We start from the raw sequence: 26,932 nt of genomic DNA on the forward strand, positions 1-26,932 counted from the left end.
CGGCCGCAATTTCAGCTTTCTTATCGTCGTCTGCTTTGAATGTCTCGACATGGATAACCGGCATAACGCGTTCCTTCGTTGGGGTTGGTCGTCGTTTATGAGGGCCGGCGTCACCGATCGAAGCGCCAAGCAGCACGCGCGGCCCCGATAACGCCACGATTGCGAGCTATAAGCAGAAGCGGACCTCCATTCAAATGAGTATTACTGCCGCCCAGAATAACCAGGAGTCATGACCGCCCGCTCGGTCGAGCGTATGACTTCAGGTTGTGTGTCTCATGACTATTTGGATGCTTGCGAAGTACCAGTATGCCGCCCTAGCTCACGAGCTCTGCCGACGGCACTGCCGTTAGGCCCAATACATTTTCACTGGACAGCTGCTGTATGACACATTTCCAAAAGATTGTTATCGTTACAGGTGCAACATCGGGTATAGGCGGGGCCGTTTCAGAAGCGTTTGCGACTGCAGGGGCGACGCTGGTGCTGGTCGGTCGCGATCGTGACCGGGGTCAGCAGGCCCTGGAAGCCATTAAAGAATCGGTTTGCACGGCACAATTGATGTTGGGCGATGTCGCAGACCCCGCCTTTGCCGACCAGGTGATTACATCCACAGTCGAGAAGTTCGGGAAAGTCGACGTCTTGGTCAATAGTGCCGGCATCATTCGGCGTGGAAATGCGATCGAAACTACGGATGAGGACTGGCGCCAGACGTTCGACGCGAATGTGAACGGGGTGTTCTATTTCAGCCGCTCTGCGGTGAAATCCATGAGGACGACCGGCGGCGGTTCCATCGTTAACATTGCCTCGAATGTAGGTTTGGTCGGCTGCCCTGGGCTGGTCGCCTACTGTGCGTCCAAAGGGGCCGTCGTTCTGATGACGCAGGCAATGGCTCTTGATCACGCCAAAGAGCAAATCACCATCAACGCTGTCTGCCCCGGGGCGGTTGATACACCGATGCTGATCTCGGCCCACAACAAGCCGGTTACCGCCGCAGAAATCTTGCAGAGAAATGTCGACTCCATACCCCAGGGTCGCGTGGCGACTGCCAAGGAAATTGCGAGCTTGACGGTGTTCCTCGCGAGCGAGGCCGCCAGGCACATTACGGGGGTGGCTATTCCGATAGATGGCGGTTTCACGGCAGGATAGGAGGACGTTTTGGGTAATCGAGTATCAGGCAAGGTGGCAATCGTTACCGGCGGCAACCAGGGCATCGGGCGTGCGATCGCGGAGACGCTTGCTGACGAAGGCGCCATCGTTATCGTCGGCGATGTGCGAGACGACCGTGGTTCCGGGTCCTGTGGCGCAGGTGGGATTACGTCCCTTCCTCTCGACGTCACGAAGGAGGTTTCGATCCGCAAGTTCGTCGATGACGTCCTGCAGAGATGCGGGAGGATCGACATTCTGGTTAACAATGCGGGCCTGGTCATGCACAAGTCCATTGATGAACAGACAGCCGAAGAGTGGGATCGGCTCATGGCGGTCAACGTCCGTGGGCCCTTTCTGATGGCAAAGTATGTGGTCCCTGAAATGAGGCGGCAGGGGGCAGGCACTATCGTCAACATCGGCTCGGTCGAAGGGTTTATTGTCAACCCATGGCATACCGCCTACGCGGCCTCGAAGGCCGGCGTTCATGGATTGACGCTCGGGCTGTCCGTGGATCTCGGGCCTGATGGCATACGTTGCAACACCGTCTGCCCGGGCTGGATCGACACCGATCTAAATCGTGCCTACGTGGAGATGCACCCCGATCGAAACTTGATTGAGCGGGAATTGGGACAGCTTCACCCGGTGGGCAGAATCGGTGCTCCAAAAGAGATAGCCAACGCAGTTCTGTGGTTGGCCAGTGACGATTCCAGTTTTGTGAGCGGCGAAATGATCTCCGTCGACGGTGCGCGCACCAGGAAAATTTCTTTGCCCGCCATCTTGGATGAAGAGTATCGGGCCAAGCTGACAAAAGCGCAAGCATAGCGGTGAGCGGGTGCATGTTGGAAAAGGCTACGGTCGGTCGTCCGGCTCGCTGAGGGACTTATCGATGGCCACCATTGCGTTATGGAAAACTGCGAATTTGTTGCGCCCGAACTGAGACGTGAGACCGACGGATCCCAGCCGAATGGCTATCGGTCGTGAGGACCAAGACCAAGGCTAAGCCGCTGTTCCTCGGCATCGACACTGTCGGCACGTACACTGATGCCGTGCTGTGGTCTGAGACCGAGTGCCCCAAGCAGGGGCAGCAAGGGCAAGGTCCTGGCCAAGGCCAAAGCGCACGACGAGGCATGAACTCGCCGTTGGTATGGCCGGCGCCGTCGACGCGGTTTTGCAGAGCGCCGGTACCGATCCGACCGATGTCAAACTGTCCCGATGTCGACGACTCTGCGCCCAATGCGCTGGTCGAGGGCCATGGCGGCCGCGCCGCACTGGTGATGACCGGCTTTGCCGAGGCGGCCTTGCCCGCGACGGACGCCTTGAGCGGTATAGGTCTGTAGGCCCAAGCTAGCAGATCGTCGATCTGGCTTTGTTGCCGGCGATTATCCGGGCGATCACGTCAGCGAGGGTGGGTAGTTTGTGAGGCTCGACGCCATTGAGCTTGCATGTTTATGCCGACCGGCGAACTATGCCGAGTTAGCAAGTTTTTACCAGCACTTTCCTCAACGTAGCGGTAGCTGGATCGGCATAGCTTAGGCTCTCTCCGTCGCAATTGACGCGAAGGAGAGGACACATGAACGCAAGTGACTATCTGCAACGCAGCACTCTTGTATCGGAAGCTGATCCAGGGCCATATGGCGAGTTTGCACGCGTTTATGCGGGCAGATTGTCGGACGAAGGCTTCGGTCGGCAATGCACCTGGCGATCGCTAAGCCTATTTCGTGAGCTGAGAGACTGGCATCTCGGCAACGGGCACGATCTCCAGGATTTAAGGCGAAGCTCATGTCGAGCGGTTTCTGGAGCACCGTTCCAAACACTGGAGCATCGATTCGGGCGACCGATCGACGCTCCGGCGCTTGCTTGCCGCGTTACGGCAAGAAGGTTTGATACCAACCGCCCTTCCGATTGAGCGCACGGAGCACGAGCAGATTGTTGATGTGTTCGCGGCTTACCTCACGAATGAGAGAGGGCTCGCCGCCTCGACGGTAGAAAGTCACAAGCTGCTCTCGCGCCGATTTCTACAGGAGGTCTGTCCGGCTGGCGCAGATGGGTTTGCAGCGCTCACCCGGGAGATCGTCATCTGTTATGTCGAGCGACATGCACTCGATGGCTCCGCCGACAGCGGCAAGGCGATGTGCGGGGTGGTGCGTGCCTTCCTGCGCTATTTGCATCTGAAGGGCTTCATTTCGGTGGGGTTGGCCGATTGTGTGCCGTCGATCCGTCGCTGGCGGCTTGCTGGCCTACCAACCTTCCTGCCACCACAGAAGGTTCAGGTGGTTCTCGATGCCTGCGATCGGACCACGGCAATGGGACTTCGCGACTATGCGGTTTTGATGGCGCTGGCCAAGCTGGGCTTGCGCGCCAGCGAGGTTGCCGCGCTCAGTCTTGACGATATCGATTGGCAGTCGGGCAGTGTCCTCGTCCATGGCAAGGGGCGGCGCCAAGCGATGATGCCGCTACGCCACGACGTCGGTGCGGCTATCGTCGCCTACATCCGGCATGGGCGACCGGCTTCACCGTGTCGCCGGTTATTTCTGCGAATGCTTGCTCCGCACGTCGGCTTTGCCTCAGGCTGCGCCATCACGATGATCGCGAAGGAGGCCCTCGAGCGGGCGGGTATTCACGGCTATGCGCACCACGGCGCGCACCTCTTCCGCCACAGCCTTGCGACCGACCTGCTGCGTTCGGGGGCCAGCTTTGCCGAGATCGGCCAGTTGCTTCGTCACCGGAGCATCGACAGCACGAGGATCTATGCCAAGCTCGACATCGAGAAGCTGCGCGAACTGAGCCTGCCCTGGCCGGGAGGTGTCCAATGAGCCGTCTTCGAACAGCGCTCCGGCGCTATGTGGGCATGCGCCTGGGATTGGGATACAAGTATCATGGCCCCGCTCGACGATTGTCGGATTTCGTCACCTTCATGGAGGCTCGCGGCGCCGAGACCGTCACCACGGCGTTGGCAATGAAGTGGGTGACGTTGATCGGCCGACAACCGAGTTGGTCCATCCGCCTAACCGATGTGCGCTGCTTCGCTCAGCACCTCGCTCATTTCGACCCCATGACGGAAGTGCCACCTCAAGACGCTGTGCCGCCGGCGCGGCGGGCAAAGCCCTACATTTATACCGATGCTGAGATCACGGCGCTTCTGGCGACGGCACTGTCGCTGCCGCCCGCCAACGCACTCCGTCGCTGGACATATCATTGTCTGTTCGGATTGATAGCGGTCGCCGGGCTACGCCATTCCGAAGCGCTCGACCTGCGCCGAGACGACGTCGATCTCGACCAAGGTATCCTCACCATTCGGGAGACGAAGTTCGGCAAGTCGCGGCTGGTCCCGCTCCATGCCACGACGGTCGCGGTGCTGTCGGACTATGCCGCGCGACGCGACGCGCATCTCGTCGCGCCTCGTAGCCCCTATTTCTTTGTCGCCGAACAGGGCGGCAGATTGCTGCACCAATAGTGCACCGGGTGTTCTGGCAGCTATCGCGACAGATCGGTCTGCGGCAGCGGGGGCAGCGCAATGGTCCGCGGATTCACGATCTTCGTCACCGTTTCGCCGTCCAGGCCCTGACCAACTGGTATCGTGCGGGCGAAGATGTCGAGCGGGAACTGCCGGTCCTCTCGACCTTTCTCGGCCACGCCAATGTTCGCGATACCGATCCATCGCAGCGGCGAGCACCGCCTGTACTCTAGGGGCGCGCCCTACTGGTAGGTATCCGCCGCGCCGGAGCTAATGACCCATGCCGCGCGACTGCTGGATGAGCGGTGGGAGGTTCGCTCATGAGTGCCTCGAACGATCTGGCCGTGCTGATCGAGCGATGGTTCACCGATCGGCTCATGCGACATCGAGGCGTAAGCTCCAACACCATCGCCTCCTATCGCGACACCTTCCGGCTCCTGTTTACATTCGCGCAGACACGCCTTGGCAGGTCTCCGTCGCAGTTGACACTTCGGGATTTGGACACGCCTTTCATCGGCGCATTCCTGGAGGACCTCGAGACCCTGCGATCCGCCTCGGTGAGAACCCGGAACCTCCGCACGGCCATTCGGTCTTTCTTCAGATATGCATCGTTCGAGGAGCCGACCCATAGCGCCCAGATTCAACGCGTGCTCGCGATCCCGAGCAAGCGATGCGACAAGCGACAGCTTCAGTTTCTCACCAGGCCCGAGATTGAAGCGATCCTAGCCTGTCCGGATCGCAGCACATGGCCGGGCGGCGTGATTACACTCTGCTGTTGCTGGCCGCGCAAACGGGGTTGCGGGTCTCGGAGATCATCGATCTCGACCGGGACTCGGTGATGCTGGGGCACGGTGCCCACGTGCGATGCCTTGGCAAGGGCCGCAAGGATCGAAGTACGCCGCTCACCAAGGTTGCACAGCAAGCTCTTCGGGGCTTGCTCAACGAGCCCAGGAAGCGGGCCGCAACGGCTCTCTTCCGAACACGCACGGCGGCAAGCTGAGCGCCGACGGCGTGCAGGCGCTGCTGAACAAATATTTCGCCAAGGCTCGCGAACACTGCGTCCCCCTCCGCTCGAAGCGGGTGTCGCCCCATGTTTTGAGGCACAGCGCTGCCATGGAGCTGCTGCAGGCGGGCGTCGATTGTTCGGTCATCGCCCTATGGCTGGGCCATGAGGCGATGGAAACGACGCTGACCTATCTTCACGCACATCTTGAGCTGAAGGAATCCGCACTTGCCAAGCTGAAGCCATACGAACACGCAAAGGCCGAACGATTTCGACCAAACGACCGGCTTCTTGAGTTCCTGAACGCCCTTTGAGCATGAGAACTATGCCGAGTGTCAACGACAGGTTCTTGGTCGAAATGGCTGGCAAAGCGCTTCATACCGCCATGATCGGACGAGGCGCTCGGCATAGTTCGCCAGTCGGCATAAACCTGCAAGGTCAACGGCGTTGGGCCGCTGGGCTATCTCGCCGATGTCCTCACCAGGATCGTCAACGGCCACCCCAACAGCCAGATCGACGATCTCCTGCCTTGGGTCTACATCAACAAGCTCGAGCTCAAGGCCGTGGCCTGAGAACACCGCTCTGATGTCCGCTGTCAACGCTGTGGGCGCACAAAATCATCCGATCCGGGGAGCGGCTGTCGTGCTGATGATCGCGTATGGGAGGAGGCGGAACTGAAGGACGTCGGTGATCAAGCTCTGATGCGCGGGTTGGCTACCGCATTCCCGATTGTGCGTCCGGGGCTGTTCCTATCTTACTGCCTTGTCCGGCCACAAAGCGTGTGACGGGCATTCCCCTGCCGTGGTCCCGCCTCCGCCCATGCGCGAGGTGTACACTGCCGCGGCGAGCGATCAGGTAAGGCGTGCCTCCCTGGCGACGGCCCACATGAAGCCGACCAGTTCGCGGGCGATCGCCGTGCAGACCACCGTCGTTCGCTTGCCCCGCGCGACCAACTTTCGATAGCGGGTCGTCAGGCGGGCCTGAGCCTTCCATGCGATCTCACGGACTTTCGGCGGTGCCTGCTCCAACCGGTACAGCTTCGCCTTGCCGATCCGGGGAGGATGTCGATACGTCCAGGCGCTCTCGACCAGCAGGTGGCGAACGCGGCCATTACCTGCCTTGGTGATGCCGCCACGCCTGATTGCCTCTCCAGTCGATCGCTCGCCGGGAACGAGGCCGAGATAGCCCATAAGCTGGCGAGGGCTCTCAAAACGGCTTACGTCGCCGACCTCGGTAGCGAACGTCACGGCGACGATCAGATCGACCCCACGCAATGTCTGGAGCGCTCGCACGATCGGCGCCAGCGACCAGTTCGGGATGAACTCTTCGATCACGCGCTCAAGCCGTTCCACACGCTCTTTTGAGACGCGCACCGCTTCGACCATCTCCTGGAGCGCGATCTGATGTGCAGGATAATCGAACCGCTGCTCCTGCAACCAACGCAGGTAGCGCATGGTCCAGTTCTTCGTGCGCGGATAGGCACGACCATGCTTGAGCATGAAAGCGCCCACCTGCTGGCGATGGACCCGCAGCGTCTCGACCGCGGCCGCCCGCGCGCGAACAAGATCCCGTATGGACTCGTGCCCTTTATCGGGAACCCACATCGAGGTCAGCTCGCCGCGCGCAATAGCCGGGGAAGGGAAATGGCGTCTCGACGGTTCGTCTTCACCCGATCGCCGGGCTTCCTCGGTATCAATGATGGTGCAACCACGGTGCACTCGTGCCCGAGCGACCGGATCAGGCGATAAAGGCCGTACCCGGTCGGCCCAGCCTCATAACAGAAATGCACGTAATCAAAGCGGCTGGCGATCCGGCCTATGACCCGCCGCATGCTGGTCGCCGACGCGTCGACCTCACATAAAAACCGAACCTCTCCTTCCCGGCCTGCCTCCGCAATCGCAATGGCGTTCTTCAGCTTCGCAACATCGATTCCGACAAATGCTTCCCTATAATCTGCCACGGCTCGTCCTCCTGTGATGAGGATCGGCTCGGCCCGCCCGAGATGGGGTATTCAGCTTGAGCCTTATCTTCGGGCGACAATGCATGGTGGATAGGTTGAAGGTGCTGCCCTTCGAGCTGATGGTTAGACGTGGTCTGCATACCCGCAGCCGCAAGCATCGAAGGAGAAGCGCAGTATGAAACATTATGTCGGGTTGGACGTCGCGGTAAAAGAGACCGCGATTTGCATCGTCGACGAAACCGGCAAGATCTGCCGGGAGATGAAAGTGGAGAGCCATCCCGAGTATCTTGTGCGGGTGCTCTCGGATGCTGCCTGGACCTTCGAGCGGATCGGGCTTGAAGCCGGGCCATTGTCGCAATGGCTGTTCAGCGGCCTGGCCGAAGCCGGCCTGCCGGTGGTGTGCATCGAAACCCGCCACACTAAGGCCTTCCTGGAGGCGCAATCGAACAAATCCGACCGCATTGACGCCCGAGGTATTGCCCAGATGATGCGGGCCAACCTGTTTCGCCCGGTCCATGTCAAGACGCTGACGAGCCAAAAGCGCCGGGCCCTGCTGATGGCGCGCAACCTTTGCCGGATAAGGCAATCGCCATCGAAAACGACATCCGCGGGCTGTTGCGCAACTTCGGTCTCAAGGTTGGGATAGTCGTCGCCGTCAAGTTCGAGCCCCGCATCCGCGAGCTCACCGAAAGCATGCCCGATCTGGCCGAAATCGTCGAACCGCTGCTCGAGGCGCGCAGCAAGCTGCGCGAGACGTTTGCCGCGCTTCACCGCAAACTTCTGGCCATCGTCCGCGATGATGCGGTCTGCCGGCGGCTGACGACTATACCGGGCGTCGGTCCGGTGGTGGCGCTGGCCCATTCGGCGACCATCGACATTCCGGACCGATCTTGGGGCTGACGCCGGTGCTCCATGAGTCGGGCGAAAGCCGCCGCATCGGCCGGATATCCCGCTGCGGCGACGGCATGATGCGAACACTGCTTTACGAAGCCGCGCAGACACTGCTAACGCGCGTGACGAAATGGTCGTGGCTGAGGGGCGTGGGCGATGAATGTTGCCAGGCGGCGCGGCCGACAGAATGCCATTGTCGCATTGGCTCGCCGACTGGCGGTGATCATGCATCGCATGTGGCGCGACGGCACAGAGTTTCGTTGGACGCGACAAGACATCATGCCGAAGGCCGCCTGATCGTGCGCCCGACCATTGCAGCCTGCTGGCGCGTGCAGGGGCCCGTCAAGGCAAGTCGCGGCGCGCTGACCTTCGGCCACCCTTGACCGGCCACTGCGCGCGCCGGCCGAACCGAAACCAGGTCGGGACGGTCGAACACCGAGACGAAACATGATCGCAGAGCGAGCGTGACAAGGATCACCCCATAAGGTTCCACCAGCCGGTGGAAAGAGCGTGCTTCGCGGGACGGTGAATGAGGTGAGTTCGCGAGGGTTGCAGTGCCGGTCGCATCACAACGATCTTTACACCGTCGAACGTGTCGCCAGGGACCTCGGCGTCAGCGAAGCGCTCATCTAGGAACTGACCCTCGGTCTCGAGCCCGAGTACGCCGTGATTTGGGTGTACGGCGCCAACGATAACGGCGGGATCTTGCCCTTCACCAATTGAGGGCTTCGAGGAGGTCAAACTCCTCCTCGAACAATATCATCGCGTCTCCCCATCGAAACCTTGACCCAGCACCGCGGTGCTCAGGTGCTCATGGCCACCAGATACGCACGTCTGCGGTGTTCACCGATGCGTACGGTGGACCGCGGGGAGGCTGGCCCTTCTTGGTCGGCTGGGCACGTCCACTAAAAGCTAGGCGAACTGGATCGCAGCGATCCTGCGGTTTCGTGTTGTCTAGCCGAGGCCGGGTCCGACCCATGCCGGCGTCGTTGCACGACACTGCTGCGGCGAGAGGCCGTTGAAAGTTCTGAAGCACTTTGCGAAGTGTGAAGGCGACAAAAATCCGCAGGCCACTGCAATATCGATAATGGGCATGCTTGTGCCTTCAATCAGGCGTTTGGCATGCGCGACACGGATCCGGAGGTAGTGGCGTACCGGCGGCATGTGCACGTGTGCTGCAAACAAGCGTTCCAGTTGGCGCCGTGACACGCCGGCCCGTTGCGCGACCTCGCTCATGGTCAGGGGGTACTCAATATTTTCCTCCATGAGCCTCATAGCCATCAGCAGCTTATCGCTTACACCCGCAAAGGCGAGACCCGATGGCCCAGTCTGCCGGTTGGAACCTGAGCGCTGACCGTCGACGGTCGCGTAGCGGCAAACCTCCTGTGCGGTAAACCCGCCGACATGGCTGGCGATTAGATCGACCGCTAGGTCGAAGGCTGCTAGTTCCCCCGCGCACGTTGAGAACTGCCCATCCTTGACAAAGAGAGCGTCGCGGATCTGCGGCTGGGTGAACACTTCCGAGAAGGCAGCCAGCCGCGACCAGTGAATTGTGCAGCGAGTGCCTGCCAGAAGACCGGTCTGCGCGAGCAGCCATGTCGCTGTTCCAACAGCTGAAATTCGAATCCCGCGGCGCGCGATCGTGCGCAAGAAATTATAAAATTGTGGCGTCAGCCGCCGGCCCACCGGCTCGCCCGCGATGATTGCGAGATGATGTAGCCCCCGGCTGCCTAGACAGGTATTCAGTTCGTCTATCGTTACGTCAACCGCAACTGAAAGGCCGCTCGCGCCCTCGATAGATCGAGCGTCGGTTCCCGCGATCCGCCACCGGAACACAGTCTGCTTGGCTACTGCATTGGCGATGCAGAACGGTTCGATGAAGGCGTGAAGCGCCAGGTGCGAAAACCCTGGCAATACCAGAACGGCCAGCTCTATTGGTCGGCCGCCCTTTGCCAGATCGTCCGACGTGGTCAATGACTTCATCGCATTGATATTGGGAGGTGCGTTCATCAAGATTCGTCCGTACATTTCGCAAGGGCTGCTGACCGAGCTGTTGTCGAAGCCGGAAAAGCCTGAGGCGATTTCGGCTATAGCTGGGCGAGTGGTCGTGGCGAAGCAACAGGCAGATCTATCCGGCCTGCATAGAGCTTGGCCGACGCGATCTAAGCGAGAGTGCCGTCCAGTTCTCCACTTCGACGCTGGCTCTGTGGATGCCGCTCCTCCACACAGCCCTTGGTATTTTCCTGCCCCTAAAGGACAGCTTCACCGATTGCGAGTTCCCTACGTTTCATAAAGTCAAGAAGCTCCTCGTCGATTGCTTCGTCGAGCGGCGGTGCTTGATATTCCCTCAGGGCGCGTTCAGCTGCATCGCGTCCCCGCGTGTCGGCGTCCTTGGCGCCAGCAAAGTTCCATTGCTCATAGCTATCGTGGTTCATCAAATCGGGCACGAAGAACGCCTTTTCGAAATTCTTCAGAGTATGTTCGGTTCCCAGATAATGGCTCCCCGGTTCACTTTGCCGAATCGCGTCGACCGTTTCATCCAGCTCGCTCTTCACCAGGCCCTGACCAAATTTATGAAACATTACCATCTGCTCAGCATCGAGCATGAACTTGCTATAGCTCTGGGTCAGAGCTGCTTCTAGGTACCCGGTTGATGAAAGGACGAAGTTCGCCCCGGCAATAAGTACCCCGTACATATTACGCGCTGCTTCATAGCCTGCTTGGGCATCGACGAGCTTTGAGCTTGTGCACATACCACTGCAGCGCCAAGGAAGTTTGTAGTGTCTGGCGAGTTGACCCACCAGCATGTTCATGTGGCAAATCTCAGGTGTTCCCGCCATTGGCGCGCCGCTTTTCATTGAAACGGTCGCCAACCACTGCCCATAAATAGCGGGTGCGCCGGGCCGAACGAGCTCCGCGAAGGCAATGCCAGCCAGTGCTTCGGCATTAAGCTGCGCAACGGCGGCCAATGTACTCGCTGGGGTGCTGGCTCCGGCAAGGACAAATGGGGTGAAAAGGATGGCCTGATTACTCGCGGCGTAAACCTTGACCGCATCCAGCATCGTCGCATCCCAGACAAGTGGCGAATTACAGTTGGCAATCGATACCATCACTGTGTTGTTGTGAATAAATTCGTCCCCGAAGACAATTTTAGCCATTGCGATCGTGTCTTCTGCCCTCTCGCGCGAGGTCACCGCTCCCATGAATGGCTTATCGGAGTACCGTATCAAACTGTAATTCATGTGCAGGTGGCGCTTCGGGACCGCAATGTCCATGGGCTCACAAAGAACGCCGCCCGTCATATGCATTGCGGGGGCCTGATAGGCGAGCTTCGCAAAATTCACGAAGTCCGCAATTGTCGCGTTCCGCCGCTTCCCCTCCAGATCAAGTACGTTCGGCGAACCGTAAGCAGGCGTAAAGATTGTCTTTCGGCCGCCGATAGTGACTGTCCTGGAGGGGTTTCGAGCATGAATTGTGATGTACTCTGGAGCCTTCGCCACCAGCTCCATCAGCAGGTTCCTGTCGATTCTAACCCGCTGACCGGCTATCTCAGCGCCGGCTGATCGCCAAAGCGCAATCGCCTCGTCATCACGAAATTCGATGCCAATTTCTTCCAGAATTTGCATAGAGTTATCGTGCAGCCGAATCAATTCATCTTCACTCAACAAATCCATATACGGCAGGCCACGATCCATTGGTGGCATAAACGTTACCGACCTATCAGATCGCAGCTTCTGCCGAGCGTCTCGGCCTCCTGATCTTGCAGACATGATATAAACCCTGATTGATGTCAGAAGATACGACAAAAATTGTCATGTATCTAACAACAAAAAGTCATGGAGTTTATGAAGTCAGGTTATGTGCGATATTTTGATTATCTAAAGCCTGCCTTGTATTCCGCGCAAAAGAGATGAGGCAGTGATAATACCTATGTCAACGCCCGCTTCATCGCTGACGACCAGTGGCCTATGGTCGTGGCGATTTGACAAGTCGAGCAGTTCTTTGATGGCGACATCCGGCTTGACTCGTGGCGCGTCGACCAGGGCGACGCTCCCACCAACGCTCATATATTCGCGGAGGGGCAATATTACCGACTTGGCTTTCAAGAGCTTCAGCCGGCTGCTTCCCTGGACAAATCTTTCAACGTACGGATCCTGCGGATTCCCAAGGATGTCCTCCGCCGACCCGATTTGAAGCATCCTGCCGTCTTTCATGACACCGATTTGGTGTCCCAAGCGCACTGCTTCGTCCAAGTCATGTGTGATGAAAAGTGTTGTCTTGCCCAACTTCGTCGATAGCTCACTGAATTGGTCTTGCAACTCTCGTCGGATGAGCGGATCAAGTGCCGAAAATGGCTCATCCATCAGCAATATGGCAGGATCAGCCGCTAGGGCCCGGGCAAGTCCAATTCTTTGCTTCATTCCTCCGGACAGCTCGTCCGGGTAACGGTCTCCCCAGCCCGCCAGCTGCACTAGCTCCAGCTTTTCCTCGGCAATCTCATACCGTTGTCGGGCGCTGACTTTTCGTAGCTCCAAACTCAAGGCCACATTATCACGGACCGTGCGGTGAGGGAGAAGCGCCACATTTTGAAAAACCATACCCATTGATCGGGCGCGGAGTTGGCGCATCTCGCTTTCAGACTTCAGATTGATGTCTTCGCCGCCAACAATGATCTGGCCGGCGCTGGGTTTGATCAAACGATTCACATGTCGGACCAGTGTTGACTTTCCGCTCCCGGACAGTCCCATGACACAGAAGATTTCCCCGGCTGGAACTGCAAAGGATACGCCGGCGACTGCTATCACGCAGCCATGTTTATCGAGGAGTGCGGCCTTCGAAAGATCAGCACGTTGGATACTGGCAAGGTCGAACTTCGAACTCGTCCCGAAAACCTTCCAAACATCCTTGAACTCAATGGCGTGCGCTTCCAAAGGTAAGCTCCAAGGTTGAGAGGCGTTGCCCGGCAGCGCAAAGCTTACCGGGCGAGCATGCTTTCCGGCAGTCCAGCTTACTTGGCTGCCTGCTTTGCTTGGGCTATCCACGTATTCCACTGATCGAGGTGGGCCTCCTTCCAGGCCTCAGCATGACCGAGAATGGCATCGTTGGACTTTTCACCGTTATGAATAAGAAGATTCTCCGCGTCGATATCTTCAACTGGGATCTGTACTTGCTCGAACCACTTTTTTGCGACGTGGTTTTTCTCAAGGAAGGCCGTGTTAGCGAACACGTGATGAGTGTTCACCGAAAATCCAAGGTTTCCAATACCTGCAACCGTCGTGACTGCACCAGCCTGTTCGTCGGGCAATGCCGTGAACGGGACGGTCAGCCACGAAACCTCTTTGCCGTGGCGAAGAATTCCGTTTATCCAGGTTGGGGTCCACCCATAGTACAAAGTGGGTTTGCCAGACTCTATTCGCGCGATCACGTCAGCAATCAGAACGAAATACTCACCCTGCTTATGGGTGACGGTGCCCCTAAGGCCGTATGCATCAAGGTTGTGTTCAATGATGCGTTCGCATCCCCAGCCAGCTTCACACCCATAAAGGTCGGCTTTACCGTCTCCATCGACATCGAACAGTGTGGCGATCTTCGGATCCTTCAACTGATCGATCGACCTAATGCCATACTTGGCGGCTGTGGCCTTGTCGATGGAGTATCCCTGGATTGAGTTCTTTGCGAGCGTGCCGACGCGACGAGCCTTGGCATCACCACCAGCCTTCTCAGCAAAAGCAATATGCAATGGATACCAGTGCGGCGTGTAGTAATCCGCATCACCCGTTCCCACCGCTAAATGGGCGAGGGGGATCTGCGCTTGAGCAGGCTCTTCAACCGCATAGCCGAGATCCTCGAGCCCTATCTTCACGACATAGGCTTCGAATACCTCTTCGGCAATGCCGTCATAGAGGGGTCGAACGGTCACGCCTTTTCCCGGAAGGTCCTCCGCTGACCCATATCCAGGAGACAGGGCTAAAGTGCTAAGCACCGTGACAGCAGCGACAAACCGCCTAGAACGCCATTCTATTTTACACCGATAGGTCATAATTGCTCCCGTTCTTTGTTAGCCAGAAATCTGTTGCCGCCACTTTCCAATCCTCCACGCCCGGCAGGAGAGGCTTGGAAGGTCTTGACGACACCCGTGAAGAGCGCAGCGGGACCCCGCTTGTACCAAGCCGTATCGGCGTAGCGTTGGCGCTGAGAAAACGCAGATTGTGTCAGGCGATCCAGAATGATTGCGAGAAAAACAATGCCAATTCCGCCCGTTGCAGCCTGACCGATGTCTAGACGGCCGATGCCCCGCAATACCATTTGGCCGAGACCTCCAACGGCGATCATGGAAGCAACAACAACCATGGACAATGACATCATCAACGTTTGGTTTATCCCAGCCACTATGCTCGGAAGAGCCAGCGGCAGCTGAGCCTTGAACAAGATCTGGCTGTTCGTAGCTCCGAAGGCCCGCATGGCCTCAACCACTTCTTCAGACACCTGGTGAATGCCCAACGTTGTCAGCCTGATGATGGGCGGAATCGCAAAGATAATTGTCACAATAACGCCAGGTACGTTGCCAATACCGAACAACATGACCACGGGAACAAGATAGACGAACGATGGAATGGTCTGCATCGTGTCAAGGATTGGCCGGCAGATGGCAGCCGCCCTGGCACTTCGAGCGGCAATCACTCCCATCGGAATACCAACAACCGTGCAGAAAAGAACGGCGGTGAAAACGAGAGACAGCGTTGTCATCGTTTCACCCCAAATGCCAAGAAAACCGATAATCACCAGCAGACCAGCTACTTGAGCCGCCAGTCGCCACCCGGCGATCTGCCAAGCTATCAATCCGAAGCATAAAATTATAACGACCGGTGGGATGCCATTCAGCGCGAGATCAAATGCCTTCAGGAGCTGGTCGACTGGCCATTTCAAGCTCTGAAACAACGGGCGGTATTGTTGTACAATCCACCCCAACCCAAAATCAACCCAATCACCAAACGGTATGTGCCAGCTTTTGAAGGGGTCTAAAACGTCTTCGAGCTTCACAAAGCTTCCTTTCAGTCAGGACCCTAATTGAGCGCACCCTCGAACTCGAAGCGCCGCGGTGCGGAATGTCAGTCCAGTCCAGACGAGTGTCATAAGTCAGCTGTCGCCGCCTTGTCATAGGTCAGCTGCCCGCATACATCACCCAAGAATTCTGCTTTGCGGAATTAGACTCTCCCCTCTGACGGGGATTTCAGTACGGCTTGAGGAGCTGTCGCCTCTGATCGATCTCGAAACGCTAGCGGCGCGGGGGCCGCAAAACAACCGTATAAAAAGTCATGTACAGCAGGACTAAATGTTATCAGGCGAGTGGCGGACCGGGATGGGCAGCTGATGTATCGCTGTGTGCAACTAGTGCTGCCTTGATGTTCTCCGCAACTGGCGGGACCGGATTGAGATCTGCGACCTGTGTCATCAACCAATTGCGGAATAGCTGTACATCGTCTCGCTCAATTGCGGTATCCGGAATTACCAAGTGATGTTTCCTGCCAGTGAGATAACTTTCACCTAGAGGCCTTATCAAGGTGCCTTCATTAAGGTAATCGCTTACCAAATGACGCCAGCCCAGCCCGATGCCATAGCCTCTAATCACCGACTGCATCATCGTAGGGTAATTATTGAACGTAATGACGCGTTTGAAGTCGGACGAGACTCCGAAGTGGCCAAGCCAGTGTACCCAGTCGAAAGGTGACCAAGGGTAGGCGGACCAATGCTGATCGTCCATAACCAAGAGTACCTCGTTTACCAGATCCTCCGGAGTAAGACTACGCGGCGAGTGGGGCAGATACGATTTACTGCAAACCGGAAATACTTCCTCGCCGAAGAGCTCGGTGGCTGTGAATCCCGGGCGCGCCAGATACCCCATGACCACCGACACATCAAACCCATCCGTCGCCGGCGCCGGGCTGCGTTCGAGGGAGACCAAGTGCAGGTCGACGTTTGGGTTTTTCGCAACGAAATCTCCAATCCGATGGCTCATAAAAAGCGTTGCGAACGACATCGGCATGCCGACCGTCAACCGTCGGGCTTTTTCCCGTCTCTTCACACTGTCAAAAGCCGCTGCAATATGCGCCAGACTGAGGGTCGCAGCTTCAAACAACTCCTCGCCGGCGGGAGACAATGACACCTTCTGGTTTCCGCGGTTGAAAAGCTGAGTGTCGAGGTGGTCCTCCAAGGTCAAAATATGGCGGCTCACTGCCGCCTGAGTGACCGAAAGCTCATTGGCAGCCTTGGTAAAGCTCAAGTGCCGTGCGGCAGCTTCAAATGCGCGCAGCGCGCTTAAGGGAAGCCGTCGATAATTTGACATGAGTTATCGTTACTCCAGCCAGAGAAGAAGTAAAGCCCGTGTGCGCACCCGAACCGTATGTTCAACCACGCGCTCCCGCATCTAGGAAAAAATTCGCCTCGTGAACGAGCAAAGCCAAAAAATGAGCGCGCCACGCTATTTGTCAGTGCCCAACACTGGTGGACAGCCTGCGAAGGCCCCGACCCTGTCTCTCTTGCTGAGAACCGAATGCGCGGTGCTGACGCCCCAACACCCGCCGCACCCGCAATCGCCGCGATGACTGGACCAAGGAGGCGGACGGGAAAGCGGCTATCCATCACAGTGTTATTTCAAGCGTATCGGCCCGAGTGGGACAATATGCTTCAAAGCTCAACTGTGCGAAGTAAACTCCGAACGCCTCCAGACCGTGGGTGATTGACCGTAAGCCCTCCGGAAGACCCTCGCGAAGTGAGAGGCGTTTTCGAAACCGGCTCCAATAGCGACCTCAATCAAAGGAGTGTCGCTTTTCCTGAGAAGTTGCTTGGCGCGCTCCAGCCGCACGCGCCGGTAGACGAGCGCAGGAGAACTGTTCACCTCCTTGAAAAACAGCCGCTCGAGTTGCCGTCGGGAAATTCCCAACCCTGCGGCCAGGCGGGGAACTGACAAAGTGTTCTCTGTGTTCTGCTCCATCAGAATTAGCGCAGCGCGGAGCCTCGGATCCTGCGTCTCGATTGTCAATGGGCGACGCGGTTGCACCCACTCCGCGGTCCGAACCTTGTCGATCTGCAGCACTTCAAGCGCGTTTCGCTCGGCCGCGTTCCCAATGTGCCGTCGTACCAATTCTGCTGCGAGGTCGGCAGTGCTGCTGCCGCCCGCGCATGATCCCCGCGTCATATCCAAGTTATAAATTCTGTCCGCCCGAACCTGTAAATCAGGAAATCGCTCCCGGAAGTCGGCGTAGTGAAGCCAGCTGACGCAGGTTTCGTGGGCGCCCATAAGGCCTGCCTCAGCCAAAATAAAAGTTCCGGTGCAAATTCCGATCAATCGCGCCCCGTCGGACGCGGCATCCCGAAGATACCTCAGGGTTTCGTTGTCGACCGCCTGACCGTCGGTCAATCGGCCCCCTACGACGACAATGTAGTCAAATTCCATCGGGTCGAGGAATAAAGACGTCGGCGAGACCTGGACGCCGCAGCTCGACGTAACGAGATGCCGGGTGTTCGACAGCACCTCCCAGTCCGCATTGATCCGACCTGACCTGTCGAATTCATCGCTGGCGAGTCTCAGTGTGTCAATAAACATTGCGAAGGCAGTCAACGTGAAGGAGCGGGCCAGGATGAACCCGACCTTCAGCCGAACCGACCGTGCCTGCCTGTGCCGTGGTGACGAATGAAACACCGCTCTTGCCCTCCCTTGATGGAACGCTGTGGGAGCTGCCGTACCCTGTCACGGCGCCGCAATTATTATTCACCTATCTTGACTCATGATCTTTGTCTACAATATGTCTATCTCTGGCATTAGGAGCAGTTATGACCGTGAATGAGCCCGCCGCCCCGACGGACCGAAAAGGCATTCTTGCTGACACATTGGTGCATCGTATTTTGACGATGCAGCTCGAGCCGGGGGCGGTTCTCGACGAGGTCGCTCTCAGTGAGGAATTCGGCCTTTCCCGTCCGCCTGTCCGCGAACTCATGAGGCAGATGGCGGGCGAGGGCTACGTCGATCTTGAGGCCAACCGCGCCGCGCGCGTATCCCTAATGTCCTACCGGACGCTTCGGGATTTCCTGATCGTCGCTCCGATGATTTACGTCGGAACGACAAAGCTCGCGGCCATCAACCACAACGCTGGGGACCTCGAAATTCTCAAGCAGACTCAGCAGAAGTTCCGGCAGGCCATTGCTGATGGACACGTCGAGAACAGGGTGATCTTCAATCACCAGTTCCATCTGAACATCGGGAAGATGGCGCACAACCAGTATCTGCTTCCCAGTCTCAAGAAGCTTCTCATCGACCACGCACGGATCGGGAAGATCTTTTACCGCCAAAACGGCGATCCGCGGATACAAAAGGGCCAGGAAACCGCTGCTCGGCAACACGATCAGATGATCCAGGCCATCGAAGCTCGTGATCCAGAGCGGGCGGGCGACGTGGTGCGCGCCCATCTCGAAGTCTTCCGAAGCGATGTGGCGCTGTACGCCGTGCCGAGCGGCATGCAAGGCGAACTCGAACGATAATCATTGTCGCGGAACGAGGGAGAACAGAATGCTCAATAAAGGCGACTACACGACGCAGGCGAGATCACTCAAGCTGCCGAGCAAGATGATCGTGGATGGGAGGTGGGTTGCCGCCCTGTCGGGCAAAACATTTCCAACCCTTAACCCGGCAACGGGGGAGGTTCTGGCGGAGCTTCCGGCGGCTTCGGCGGCCGATGTCGACAGGGCCGTCGCTGCCGCCCGGCATGCGTTTGAGGACGGGCGGTGGTCGAAGCTGACCCCGGCCAACCGGAAGCAGGTGCTTCTCAAATTAGCTGCCATCATCGAGGAAAACTCGCTTGAGCTGGCGCTGATGGAGAGCTTGGACAGCGGCAAAACCATTAGCGACTGCATCAACATTGATGTGCCCGAGGCTATCAACAGCCTCAAGTGGCATGCCGAAGCTGTCGACAAGATATACGATCAGGTTTCACCTGCGAACGATGCTTCTCTCGGGCTCATCGTGCGCGAGCCGATCGGCGTCGTCGGCCTCGTCCTTCCGTGGAACTTCCCTCTTCTCATGCTCGCGTGGAAGATTGGCCCTGCTCTTGCGGCGGGGTGCACGATCGTCGTCAAGCCCGCTGAAGAGACTTCGCTCACCACATTGCGGATCGCAGAGCTCGCTCTCGATGCCGGGCTGCCAGCTGGCGTATTCAACGTCCTGACCGGTGACGGTCCCGAGGTTGGCGAGCCGATCGGCCGCCACCCTGACGTCGACGCCGTTTCGTTCACGGGCTCTACCGACACCGGCCGCCGCTTCCTGAAGTACTCTTCGGAAAGCAATTTGAAAGAAGTGGTTCTTGAGATGGGTGGTAAGAACCCTTGCATCGTGATGGACGATGTTCCCGATCTTGGCGCCGTGGCCTCCCACATTGGCAACGGCGCGTTCTGGAACATGGGGCAGAACTGCTCGGCCATCTCGCGAGTTTTCGTCCACAACGACGTGAAGGACCGTCTCCTCGAAAAACTGACGGAAGTGGCCAACACCTGGACCGTGGGCGACCCGCTTGATCCAGAGACCCGCATCGGTCCGCTGATCTCTGCCACGCATTTCGAGAAGGTTAGCGCCTATCTTCGAGGCGATGGCAGGGTGGTGGCAGGCGGAAGGGTGTTCAACGGGACCACGATCGAGCCCACGATCATTGAATTCGACCATCACAACAGCAAGCACGTGCGGGAGGAGATTTTCGGCCCGATAGTTTCCGTGATTGGGGTGAATTCTCTCGCGGAGGCGGTCTCACTCGCCAACCAGACAGAATATGGCCTGGCGGCCTCGGTTTTCACCGCAGACGGGACGAAGGCGCTTCGGGCCGCACGGGCGATCAAGGCGGGCACCGTGACCGTGAACTGTTACGGCGAGGGCGACGCTGCCACCCCGTTTGGCGGCTACAAGCAATCGGGCTTCGGCGGCCGGGACAAGTCCCTCCATGCGCACGATCAGTATTGCCAGACCAAGACCCTTTGGATCGATTTGAGCAACTCAAACGAGGGCTTCTGAAATGTCGTCATTTGCGTTCGCCGGTCTTAATCTCGCGATCACGGCCCCGTTCAACTCAGACGGACGTATCGATTTCGATCGTTTCCAGGAATTGATCGAGCGGCATCTGGCTGCGGGTGTCGATGGTTTCGTTTTCAGCTCGGGAACAGGCATGCATGTCTATCTGACGCCCGATGAATCAAAGTCCCTCATAGAACGCGGTGCGCGTATCGTCGCCGGGCGGGCCAAGGTGATTGCCCAGGCCTCGGCATTGCTCACGGCCGACGTCGTCGAGCGAACGCAGTTCGCAAAGAACTCCGGTGCGGACGGTGTCATGGTCCTCCCGCCCTTCTTCGAAGGTCCGTCGGACGACAATAGCGTCTTCGACTTTTACGCTGAAGTTGCTAAGGTCGGGTTGCCTATCATTGGATACAATGTGCCCCAAGCCGTCGGTGTACGCATAACGCCGGACTTGCTCCGCAGACTCTGCGAATTGCCCGAATTCCTTGCAGTCAAGGACAGCAGTGGAGACTTGATCGGGCAGGTCAGGCTAATCCGCACCGGTTTGGATGTTATCAACGGGGCCGATCCGCTCGTCCCGTTCTCCCTTTTTGCGGGTTGCTCTGGTCTGATCTGGGGCGGCGCGAACATTGCGCCACGCACCTGCGTGGCGATCGTCAGGGCCGCCCGGGAAAAGAAATGGGACAGCGTACAGTCGCTCTGGCGGCAACTGGAGCCAATTATGTCCCTTCTTTGGGACGGCGACTATGTCCCAAGTGTGTATGCGGCCGCCGAACTCACTGGATATGGCTGCGGCAACGCGAGAAAGCCGTTCCGTCCCCTTACGCCCGACCGCATCGCGGCGCTTCGAATGGCGCTTGGCGCACTGGTCGCACAAGAAGCGGTATGATGACCAGCAAGACCTTTCGTGCGCGTCGCCTTCCCGCCCATGGCGTGGAATCCGGCTGGACGGCAATGCTTCCTCCGAGGGCGCCAAGGCCTGAGCTCGAACGGGCCATCACTGCCGATGTCGTCATCATTGGTGCAGGCTTCGCCGGGTTGGGCGCCGCTGTGAGACTGGCCGATCTCGACCCAAGACTTTCCGTCGCCCTTCTCGATGCCGACGTGGTCGGGAATGGGGCCAGTGGCCGGAACTCCGGATTTCTAATTGATCTGCCTCACGACATTTCGTCAGGCAATTTCGGGATGGACGCTGTCACCAAGAGCCGCAACGAGATAGCGGTCGCGCGGACGGCTATTCAACATTACGCCCGATTGGCGGAGGAAAATGGCTGGGACAAGGACGTGTTCGATCGTAGTGGCAAATACAGCGTGGCCATGACCGACTCTGGCACGCAGCACCTTGCGACGTACTCGTCCAAGCTCAATTCATTGGGCGAACCGCACCAGCTTCTTGATGCCGAAGAGGTCGAGGAAGTCACGGGCACGCGATCTTTCAAGTCGGGACTTTTTACGCCGGGTGCGGTCATGGTCCAACCAGCCGCGCTGGTGAGGGCGATTGCAGATCTGTTTCAAGAGCCCGTCAAAATATTCGAGCGAACGCCCGCCCTGTCCATCGCAACCTCGCCGAACGGTTGCGCGGTGAAGACACCCAAAGGCGAGGTCTGGGCCGCCCAGGTGATCCTGGCGACAAACGGCCATGCGGAGAGCTTCGGGTTCGGGAGAGGTGAACTTCTCCATGTCTTCACTTACGCCTCGCTGACCCAACCGTTCGATCCCTCCACGCTTGCTGGATCGCGGAAATGGGGAGCGACGCCGGCGGCGCCGATGGGCACGACCGTGCGACGTATTAACTGCGCCGACGGCGACCGAATCCTCATCCGGTCGCGCTACACCTATAACCCTAAGATCGAAGTTGAAATCGGCTCAATCAAGAGTGCGAGCGATCTCCATGACCGTAAGTTCGCGGATCGCTTCCCCGATCATCACCACTTGAAGATGCAGTATCGTTGGGCTGGCGCAATGGCGCTTACTTGGAATTCCGTGCCACTGTTTGGCCAAGTGGAAGATCGCATCTTCGCGGCATGCGCGTGCAACGGCATAGGGGCAACTAAGGCCACTGCCGCGGGCATCGCAACCGCGGAACTCGTGGTGGGGCATCGCTCCCAGCTCGGCGAAATATTTCGCTTGTTTGAGAGGCCCCAGGCATTGCCTCCGCGACCGTTCAGGAACGTGGGTGCACGCCTCAACCTCGCATTCAGAGAATGGCGCGCGGGACGCGAATAGGGTTCCTCAGCAGTTCGCTTCGGGATCCAAAGACTGGGGCCGTATTTCAACGGGAAGAGCAGCCGGCGTGCTGTAAGCGATCGAAACGAACACAAGAACATGGCTATTCTTCTGATTGCAGAACACAACAACGCGACGCTTTCCCACCAGACCGCCGAGGCGTTTTCAGCGGCGCTGCAGATCGGTTCGGACCTGCATGCGCTGGCCGCTTGCAAGAGCGCCGAGGGCCTTGTCAATGCTGCCGCCAAGCTAAAGGGCGTGAGCAAGATGCTGCTCGCCGAATCCGACGAACCCATTGAGGGCCTCGCCGAAGCGCAGACGGCACTCGTTGGCTCCTTCGCTAATTCGTATGACACTATGATCGCGTCAGCGACCTCGTCCATCGCGCCAGCGACCTCGTCTGGTACGACCTCGTCTGGGAAGAATATGGTGCCGCGCGCACGGATCGATGTCGCGCAGACTTGCGAGATCATCGAAGTCATCTTGCCGGACACCTTCAAAGGGCCGAGCTATGCCGGTAACGCGATCCCGGCGCGGTCGACCGACGCCAACAAGCTGATCACCGTGCGTACCGCTTCGCATCCAAGCGCCTCCCAAGGCAATGCGGCTGCCGTCGAGAATATCTCGGCGGCAGCCCACCCGAGGCTTTCCATTTTCATCCAAAAGAAGCTCTCCGAAGCTGAACCTTGCCAGGAGGTCCAATCTCCGAGTTCGCTGCCTACGGCCTCGTAGGCCACCTTTTTGCCCGAGCTCTCCAGCTTGATTTGACCGGAAAGTACAATGTCCCAAGTCCAGATTCTTACTCTAACCTGCGAAGACCGTCCTGGCATCGTCGCGGCCGTCGCAACCGGACTGGCTGCGCTCGGTGCCAACCTTGCTGAGAGCAGCCAGTTCTGGGACCGTACCGGCAATCGCTTCTTCATGCGTCTGGCCGTTGAAGGACACGAGTCGCTTTCGACCGTGTCAATCGAACATGCGCTCAAACCGGCAATTGACCGCTTCGGTTTATCTGTTGACATTATAGATGCGCGCCGAAGGCCGAAGATCGTCGTAATGGTGTCGAAATTCGACCACGCGATGCTTCATCTGCTTTACCAAATCAAGGTCGGATGGCTGAACGCAGATGTGGTGGCGATCGTCTCTAACCACGAAGACAGCCGTGGGATCGCGGAGCGGGAGGGATTCGCCTATCACTACTGGCCGGTACACACGAAAAACAAGGCCGAGCAGGAACAAAAGCTCCTGTGTCTCGTAAGCGAAACTGGCGCGGACCTCGTGATCTTGGCCCGGTACATGCAAGTCCTGTCTGACGACGTGTCAACTTGCCTGTTCGGCAAGATGATCAACATCCATCATTCCTTCCTACCCTCCTTTAAGGGCGCAAAGCCCTATCATCAGGCGTACGAGCGCGGAGTGAAACTTATCGGCGCGACAGCCCACTACGTGACGCCCGACCTCGATGAAGGTCCAATCATAGATCAGGAGACTGAGCGCGTAACGCACGCAATGAGCGCGGAAGATTTCCTCGCGACTGGCCGCGATATCGAAAGCCGGGTCCTCGCACGGGCCGTCAAGCTGCATCTGGAGAGGCGGATTATGCTCAACGGGAACAAAACGATCGTATTCTCAGCTTAACTGAGAACGCCGCGATCTGACTGAATCTTCCACCAAGCAAAATGGAGAATCAACATGGCACGCCCCCCAATTCCCGGCAATCCAGGCCACAACCCGCCTGGCCCGCCCGACTGGGTCCCAGGCCCACCAGATGGCGTTCCGGGTCGCCCGCCCGGAGTTCCGCCTGGCCCCAAGGACCCACCCCAGCCGCCGGATCGCCCTGTAGGGATGTAGGATGAACTGGATAGGCTACGGCGATCTGAAAGCAGGTATGCTCCCCCACTGGGAGCATACCTGCATAGGGAGATTTGATTTCGAACTCCGCGACCTCGCTTTCTTCGCCGGAGACTCGCTGCGAATCGACGAAGAGCAATTAAAAAAAGGTGTGCTCAGCGTCGAGTTCGAATGGCCATTGCCATCCGGGGAAGGCTGCGAGCTCCGCGCTGTGTTCCCCGACAGCTATCCTTTCGTCCGCCCGTATGTCGCCCTTCGAGGCAACCCGGAAACGTTTCCGCATAAGCATTGCTCACCAACTGACGGTAACCTTTGCCTCTTGGGGCGTGACACGGGACTCTGGTCCATAAAGTGGACGTTGGCGACACTTCTGGAGAAACAACTCGCCAACGCTCTAAATGGCACGGGTGTGGAGGATCCACAGGGCGAGCCGATGGAAGTCTGGTGGAACGGCATCGCCCCGGCATTCGATGGCTATGTCGACGGAAGCTATATGTTGATCGACACTGCCTGGAACCTAGCAGGTCAAACAGATGGGACACTGCGGGTCTCTTACTTCCTGCAGAAGATGGACAACAAAATTCGATTCCAAGGTGCGGTCGAGGAAATCAAGGCGAAGGACGGATCCGTCCTAGCTGCTCGGACCTATCCTCTTCCCCGCGGGCTTGAATTGAAGAAGGTCACCGGCATATTTCCATGGAGGCGCGTAAGTCGTTTCGCGCCGCCATCGCGCGAGGGCTGGCGCGATCAAAGGGTGCAGGACCAGATTACGTTCGGAAGGCGTCCGGTTACTACTGGCTCGCCGGCCATTTCGATGTCTGCCACCGTCCAATCGACGGAACTCAGCCACGGTACGGAGGGCGACACTTGGTTATTTCCACTGTTTTACGGACCAGCAAAGTCGTTCCGGCCTGTGAAGCAGGGGCAGAGAGGTACCAGCCCCTCGATGATCATCGTGCCCACGCTCCGCGCAGGCGCCTCAGACATCGGTGCCAGAGTTCCGTCGGTGGGCATCTTGAAGGACAAGGTAATTGCCATCTTCGGAATGGGAGCTATCGGGGCTCCAGTTGCGATCGAGCTTGCCCGTAACGGCTGTTCTCATCTTACTGTCATCGACCATGACATGGTCGAACCAGGAAACTCCATCCGATGGCCACTTGGTGCGACGGCCTGGGGGATGCGAAAGACCGCAGCCGTGAAGCAGCATGTGGGATCCGAATACCCGGGGGTCGAAGTCGAGGCGATCCATCACACCGTGGGGGTAGCCACGGCGGCCGACGGAAACGGAGGAGACCGTTCAGTTCTGCCGACGATCTTCGCGAAGGCCGATATCGTCATCGACGCAACGGCCTCGTCCGGAATCTCACGTTTGTTGGCCGATCACTGCAAGTCCGCAGGCAAACCGATGCTCTCTCTTTTCGGAACGCTGTCATTGAAGGGAGGTGTTGTTGCGGCCTACCACCCGAAATCCGGCTGTCCAACCTGCCGCGAATTCGCCTATGCGAAAGGTTTGATCGAGAAAGCTCCTGGATCAGGAGAAACCTCCGGCCTGAATCAGCCGGCTGGATGCGCGGAGCTGACCTTCACTGGGGCATCATTCGACCTCCATGAATTATCTTTGGAGGCTGTCCGGCTGGCCGTGGACATTCTTTCCCAACCAGACGACTTCAAGGAGTCCTTGGTTCACACTGTCACCTTACATGACGGCATCAGGCGGGTGCCGCCGTCTTGGCGGGTCGATCGCTTGCCTCCGATGAAGGAATGCGGATGCAACCGGTAGTCTGGCTGCCTCAAGCGATCGTGCAGGACATGCAAACCGACGCCGACCTCTGGTATGATCGGGAAACGGGTGGGACCTTCATGGGATACTGGGCCGAAAACAACGCTGCCGTCGTAACAGCAATGATTCCGGCCGGGCCGCACGCATCTCACGAACGAAGCAGCTTTGTCCCTGATCAAAGCTGGCAGCAGGCGGAAATCGCAAAGCACTACGAACGTTCCGGGAGGTTGGACACATATCTCGGGGACTGGCACACCCACCCGGATGCCGTTTCGAACCGCCTGAGCTGGACGGATCGAGCATGCCTGAAGACGATCATCAGGACACCGGCAGCGCGCAATCAGAAGCCCATCATGGTACTCATGTGCGGCAAACCAAACGAATGGTTGTTGCATACATGGCTCTGCCAACCGCGGACCAGGTTATTTCTCTTTGAAGTATTAGACGAGAAAGAGGCAACCGTTTTAATCTACGCGAAGCGCGGTTCGAGTCGAGGAATAGCGACGCATTGATCAGATTCTACTGTTTTAATCCGGACAGCAGAATGAGGGGTAAAATGAATCTCAGGCACTACG

The 26,932-nt window shown here is 58.2% G+C and carries 21 protein-coding genes and 4 pseudogenes; 16 read left to right on the forward strand and 9 right to left on the reverse strand.

All coding sequences use genetic code 11. From position 1 onward, the window contains the following. Positions 1–381: 381 nt before the first annotated feature. The 5 genes from AC0L2P_RS28045 to AC0L2P_RS28065 all read left to right on the forward strand — a co-directional run bounded on the left by AC0L2P_RS28045 (position 382) and on the right by AC0L2P_RS28065 (position 4,597). Positions 382–1,143, forward strand: coding sequence for an SDR family NAD(P)-dependent oxidoreductase (locus AC0L2P_RS28045; RefSeq protein WP_473505967.1), 762 nt, complete (start codon positions 382–384; stop codon positions 1,141–1,143). Between the two features lie 9 nt (positions 1,144–1,152). Further along, positions 1,153–1,965 (forward strand): SDR family NAD(P)-dependent oxidoreductase, encoded by an 813-nt coding sequence (locus AC0L2P_RS28050; protein ID WP_473505969.1) that lies wholly within the window; start codon positions 1,153–1,155, stop codon positions 1,963–1,965. Between the two features lie 374 nt (positions 1,966–2,339). Beyond that, entirely contained in the window at positions 2,340–2,480 is a 141-nt protein-coding gene (locus AC0L2P_RS28055) for a hypothetical protein (RefSeq protein WP_473505971.1), read from the forward strand. Positions 2,481–2,996: 516 nt separating this feature from the next. After that, the gene (locus AC0L2P_RS28060) at positions 2,997–3,956 is read left to right on the forward strand and encodes a site-specific integrase (protein WP_473505973.1); all 960 of its coding nucleotides are present in this window, start codon (positions 2,997–2,999) and stop codon (positions 3,954–3,956) included. Further along, complete coding sequence (locus tag AC0L2P_RS28065) at positions 3,953–4,597, forward strand: tyrosine-type recombinase/integrase (RefSeq protein ID WP_473505975.1); 645 nt, start codon at positions 3,953–3,955, stop codon at positions 4,595–4,597. Before AC0L2P_RS28060 ends, AC0L2P_RS28065 begins: the two co-directional genes overlap by 4 nt. Before the next feature lie 20 nt (positions 4,598–4,617). Here the strand turns inward: AC0L2P_RS28065 and AC0L2P_RS28070 are convergent, their stop codons facing one another. Beyond that, positions 4,618–4,776 carry a hypothetical protein gene (locus tag AC0L2P_RS28070; RefSeq protein ID WP_473505977.1) on the reverse strand — a complete coding sequence of 53 codons (159 nt, stop codon included), beginning with the start codon at positions 4,774–4,776 and terminating at the stop codon, positions 4,618–4,620. A gap of 141 nt (positions 4,777–4,917) precedes the next feature. On the opposite strand from AC0L2P_RS28070, the pseudogene AC0L2P_RS28075 reads away from it, so the two are divergent. Continuing rightward, positions 4,918–5,914, forward strand: a pseudogene (locus AC0L2P_RS28075) (tyrosine-type recombinase/integrase). Positions 5,915–6,028: 114 nt separating this feature from the next. After that, a pseudogene (locus AC0L2P_RS28080) lies at positions 6,029–6,172 on the forward strand (transposase domain-containing protein); the annotation flags it as partial. 279 nt (positions 6,173–6,451) lie between these two features. Here the strand turns inward: AC0L2P_RS28080 and AC0L2P_RS28085 are convergent. Next, positions 6,452–7,560 (reverse strand): annotated as a pseudogene (locus tag AC0L2P_RS28085) (IS110 family RNA-guided transposase). A 175-nt stretch (positions 7,561–7,735) separates the two neighbouring features. On the opposite strand from AC0L2P_RS28085, the pseudogene AC0L2P_RS28090 reads away from it, so the two are divergent. Then, positions 7,736–8,748, forward strand: a pseudogene (locus tag AC0L2P_RS28090) (IS110 family RNA-guided transposase). A 657-nt stretch (positions 8,749–9,405) separates the two neighbouring features. On the opposite strand, the gene AC0L2P_RS28095 reads toward AC0L2P_RS28090, so the two are convergent. From AC0L2P_RS28095 to AC0L2P_RS28125, 7 genes are all read right to left on the reverse strand, one after another. After that, a complete protein-coding gene (locus tag AC0L2P_RS28095) occupies positions 9,406–10,461 on the reverse strand; it encodes a GlxA family transcriptional regulator (protein ID WP_473505979.1) in 1,056 nt (351 codons plus the stop codon). A gap of 239 nt (positions 10,462–10,700) precedes the next feature. After that, the gene (locus AC0L2P_RS28100) at positions 10,701–12,221 is read right to left on the reverse strand and encodes a trimethylamine methyltransferase family protein (protein WP_473505981.1); all 1,521 of its coding nucleotides are present in this window, start codon (positions 12,219–12,221) and stop codon (positions 10,701–10,703) included. A gap of 108 nt (positions 12,222–12,329) precedes the next feature. After that, a complete protein-coding gene (locus AC0L2P_RS28105) occupies positions 12,330–13,382 on the reverse strand; it encodes a quaternary amine ABC transporter ATP-binding protein (protein WP_473506050.1) in 1,053 nt (350 codons plus the stop codon). Positions 13,383–13,459: 77 nt separating this feature from the next. Then, the gene (gene proX / locus AC0L2P_RS28110) at positions 13,460–14,491 is read right to left on the reverse strand and encodes a glycine betaine/L-proline ABC transporter substrate-binding protein ProX (RefSeq protein WP_473505983.1); all 1,032 of its coding nucleotides are present in this window, start codon (positions 14,489–14,491) and stop codon (positions 13,460–13,462) included. Continuing rightward, on the reverse strand, positions 14,488–15,492 hold the full coding sequence (locus tag AC0L2P_RS28115; protein ID WP_473505985.1) for an ABC transporter permease: 1,005 nt from the start codon (positions 15,490–15,492) through the stop codon (positions 14,488–14,490). The genes proX and AC0L2P_RS28115 overlap by 4 nt, the downstream gene beginning before the upstream one ends. Positions 15,493–15,790: 298 nt before the next feature. After that, complete coding sequence (locus AC0L2P_RS28120) at positions 15,791–16,795, reverse strand: LysR substrate-binding domain-containing protein (RefSeq protein WP_473505987.1); 1,005 nt, start codon at positions 16,793–16,795, stop codon at positions 15,791–15,793. A gap of 348 nt (positions 16,796–17,143) precedes the next feature. Continuing rightward, positions 17,144–18,055 carry a GlxA family transcriptional regulator gene (locus AC0L2P_RS28125; RefSeq protein ID WP_473506052.1) on the reverse strand — a complete coding sequence of 304 codons (912 nt, stop codon included), beginning with the start codon at positions 18,053–18,055 and terminating at the stop codon, positions 17,144–17,146. A 227-nt stretch (positions 18,056–18,282) separates the two neighbouring features. Between AC0L2P_RS28125 and AC0L2P_RS28130 the strand changes: the two genes are divergently transcribed. From AC0L2P_RS28130 to AC0L2P_RS28165, 8 genes are all read left to right on the forward strand, one after another. After that, positions 18,283–18,987 carry a GntR family transcriptional regulator gene (locus AC0L2P_RS28130; RefSeq protein ID WP_473505988.1) on the forward strand — a complete coding sequence of 235 codons (705 nt, stop codon included), beginning with the start codon at positions 18,283–18,285 and terminating at the stop codon, positions 18,985–18,987. Between the two features lie 28 nt (positions 18,988–19,015). Further along, positions 19,016–20,503, forward strand: a complete 1,488-nt coding sequence (locus AC0L2P_RS28135) for an aldehyde dehydrogenase (protein WP_473505990.1) — start codon at positions 19,016–19,018, stop codon at positions 20,501–20,503. Position 20,504: 1 nt separating this feature from the next. Next, positions 20,505–21,392 carry a dihydrodipicolinate synthase family protein gene (locus tag AC0L2P_RS28140; RefSeq protein WP_473505992.1) on the forward strand — a complete coding sequence of 296 codons (888 nt, stop codon included), beginning with the start codon at positions 20,505–20,507 and terminating at the stop codon, positions 21,390–21,392. Further along, the gene (locus AC0L2P_RS28145) at positions 21,392–22,729 is read left to right on the forward strand and encodes an NAD(P)/FAD-dependent oxidoreductase (RefSeq protein ID WP_473505994.1); all 1,338 of its coding nucleotides are present in this window, start codon (positions 21,392–21,394) and stop codon (positions 22,727–22,729) included. The genes AC0L2P_RS28140 and AC0L2P_RS28145 overlap by 1 nt, the downstream gene beginning before the upstream one ends. Before the next feature lie 99 nt (positions 22,730–22,828). After that, entirely contained in the window at positions 22,829–23,461 is a 633-nt protein-coding gene (locus AC0L2P_RS28150) for an adenine nucleotide alpha hydrolase family protein (RefSeq protein ID WP_473505996.1), read from the forward strand. Between the two features lie 48 nt (positions 23,462–23,509). Next, entirely contained in the window at positions 23,510–24,364 is an 855-nt protein-coding gene (purU, locus tag AC0L2P_RS28155) for a formyltetrahydrofolate deformylase (RefSeq protein WP_473505998.1), read from the forward strand. Positions 24,365–24,578: 214 nt separating this feature from the next. After that, positions 24,579–26,357 (forward strand): ThiF family adenylyltransferase, encoded by a 1,779-nt coding sequence (locus AC0L2P_RS28160; protein WP_473506000.1) that lies wholly within the window; start codon positions 24,579–24,581, stop codon positions 26,355–26,357. Beyond that, positions 26,345–26,869, forward strand: coding sequence for a Mov34/MPN/PAD-1 family protein (locus AC0L2P_RS28165; RefSeq protein WP_473506002.1), 525 nt, complete (start codon positions 26,345–26,347; stop codon positions 26,867–26,869). Before AC0L2P_RS28160 ends, AC0L2P_RS28165 begins: the two co-directional genes overlap by 13 nt. The last annotated feature ends 63 nt before the right edge of the window (positions 26,870–26,932 follow it).

It is taken from the genome of Mesorhizobium sp. WSM4836 (genome assembly GCF_055811815.1).

Excerpts from the sequence above, each read along its gene's own strand:
- AC0L2P_RS28045 (WP_473505967.1), top strand. The coding sequence starts at position 382 with ATGACACATTTCCAAAAGATTGTTATCGTTACAGGTGCAACATCGGGT.
- AC0L2P_RS28055 (WP_473505971.1), top strand. The coding sequence starts at position 2,340 with ATGTCAAACTGTCCCGATGTCGACGACTCTGCGCCCAATGCGCTGGTC.
- AC0L2P_RS28065 (WP_473505975.1), top strand. The coding sequence starts at position 3,953 with ATGAGCCGTCTTCGAACAGCGCTCCGGCGCTATGTGGGCATGCGCCTG.
- AC0L2P_RS28095 (WP_473505979.1), bottom strand. The coding sequence starts at position 10,461 with ATGAACGCACCTCCCAATATCAATGCGATGAAGTCATTGACCACGTCG.
- AC0L2P_RS28100 (WP_473505981.1), bottom strand. The coding sequence starts at position 12,221 with ATGTCTGCAAGATCAGGAGGCCGAGACGCTCGGCAGAAGCTGCGATCT.
- proX (WP_473505983.1), bottom strand. The coding sequence starts at position 14,491 with ATGACCTATCGGTGTAAAATAGAATGGCGTTCTAGGCGGTTTGTCGCT.
- AC0L2P_RS28120 (WP_473505987.1), bottom strand. The coding sequence starts at position 16,795 with ATGTCAAATTATCGACGGCTTCCCTTAAGCGCGCTGCGCGCATTTGAA.
- AC0L2P_RS28125 (WP_473506052.1), bottom strand. The coding sequence starts at position 18,055 with ATGTTTATTGACACACTGAGACTCGCCAGCGATGAATTCGACAGGTCA.
- AC0L2P_RS28130 (WP_473505988.1), top strand. The coding sequence starts at position 18,283 with ATGACCGTGAATGAGCCCGCCGCCCCGACGGACCGAAAAGGCATTCTT.
- AC0L2P_RS28135 (WP_473505990.1), top strand. The coding sequence starts at position 19,016 with ATGCTCAATAAAGGCGACTACACGACGCAGGCGAGATCACTCAAGCTG.
- AC0L2P_RS28140 (WP_473505992.1), top strand. The coding sequence starts at position 20,505 with ATGTCGTCATTTGCGTTCGCCGGTCTTAATCTCGCGATCACGGCCCCG.
- AC0L2P_RS28145 (WP_473505994.1), top strand. The coding sequence starts at position 21,392 with ATGACCAGCAAGACCTTTCGTGCGCGTCGCCTTCCCGCCCATGGCGTG.
- AC0L2P_RS28150 (WP_473505996.1), top strand. The coding sequence starts at position 22,829 with ATGGCTATTCTTCTGATTGCAGAACACAACAACGCGACGCTTTCCCAC.
- purU (WP_473505998.1), top strand. The coding sequence starts at position 23,510 with ATGTCCCAAGTCCAGATTCTTACTCTAACCTGCGAAGACCGTCCTGGC.
- AC0L2P_RS28160 (WP_473506000.1), top strand. The coding sequence starts at position 24,579 with ATGAACTGGATAGGCTACGGCGATCTGAAAGCAGGTATGCTCCCCCAC.
- AC0L2P_RS28165 (WP_473506002.1), top strand. The coding sequence starts at position 26,345 with ATGCAACCGGTAGTCTGGCTGCCTCAAGCGATCGTGCAGGACATGCAA.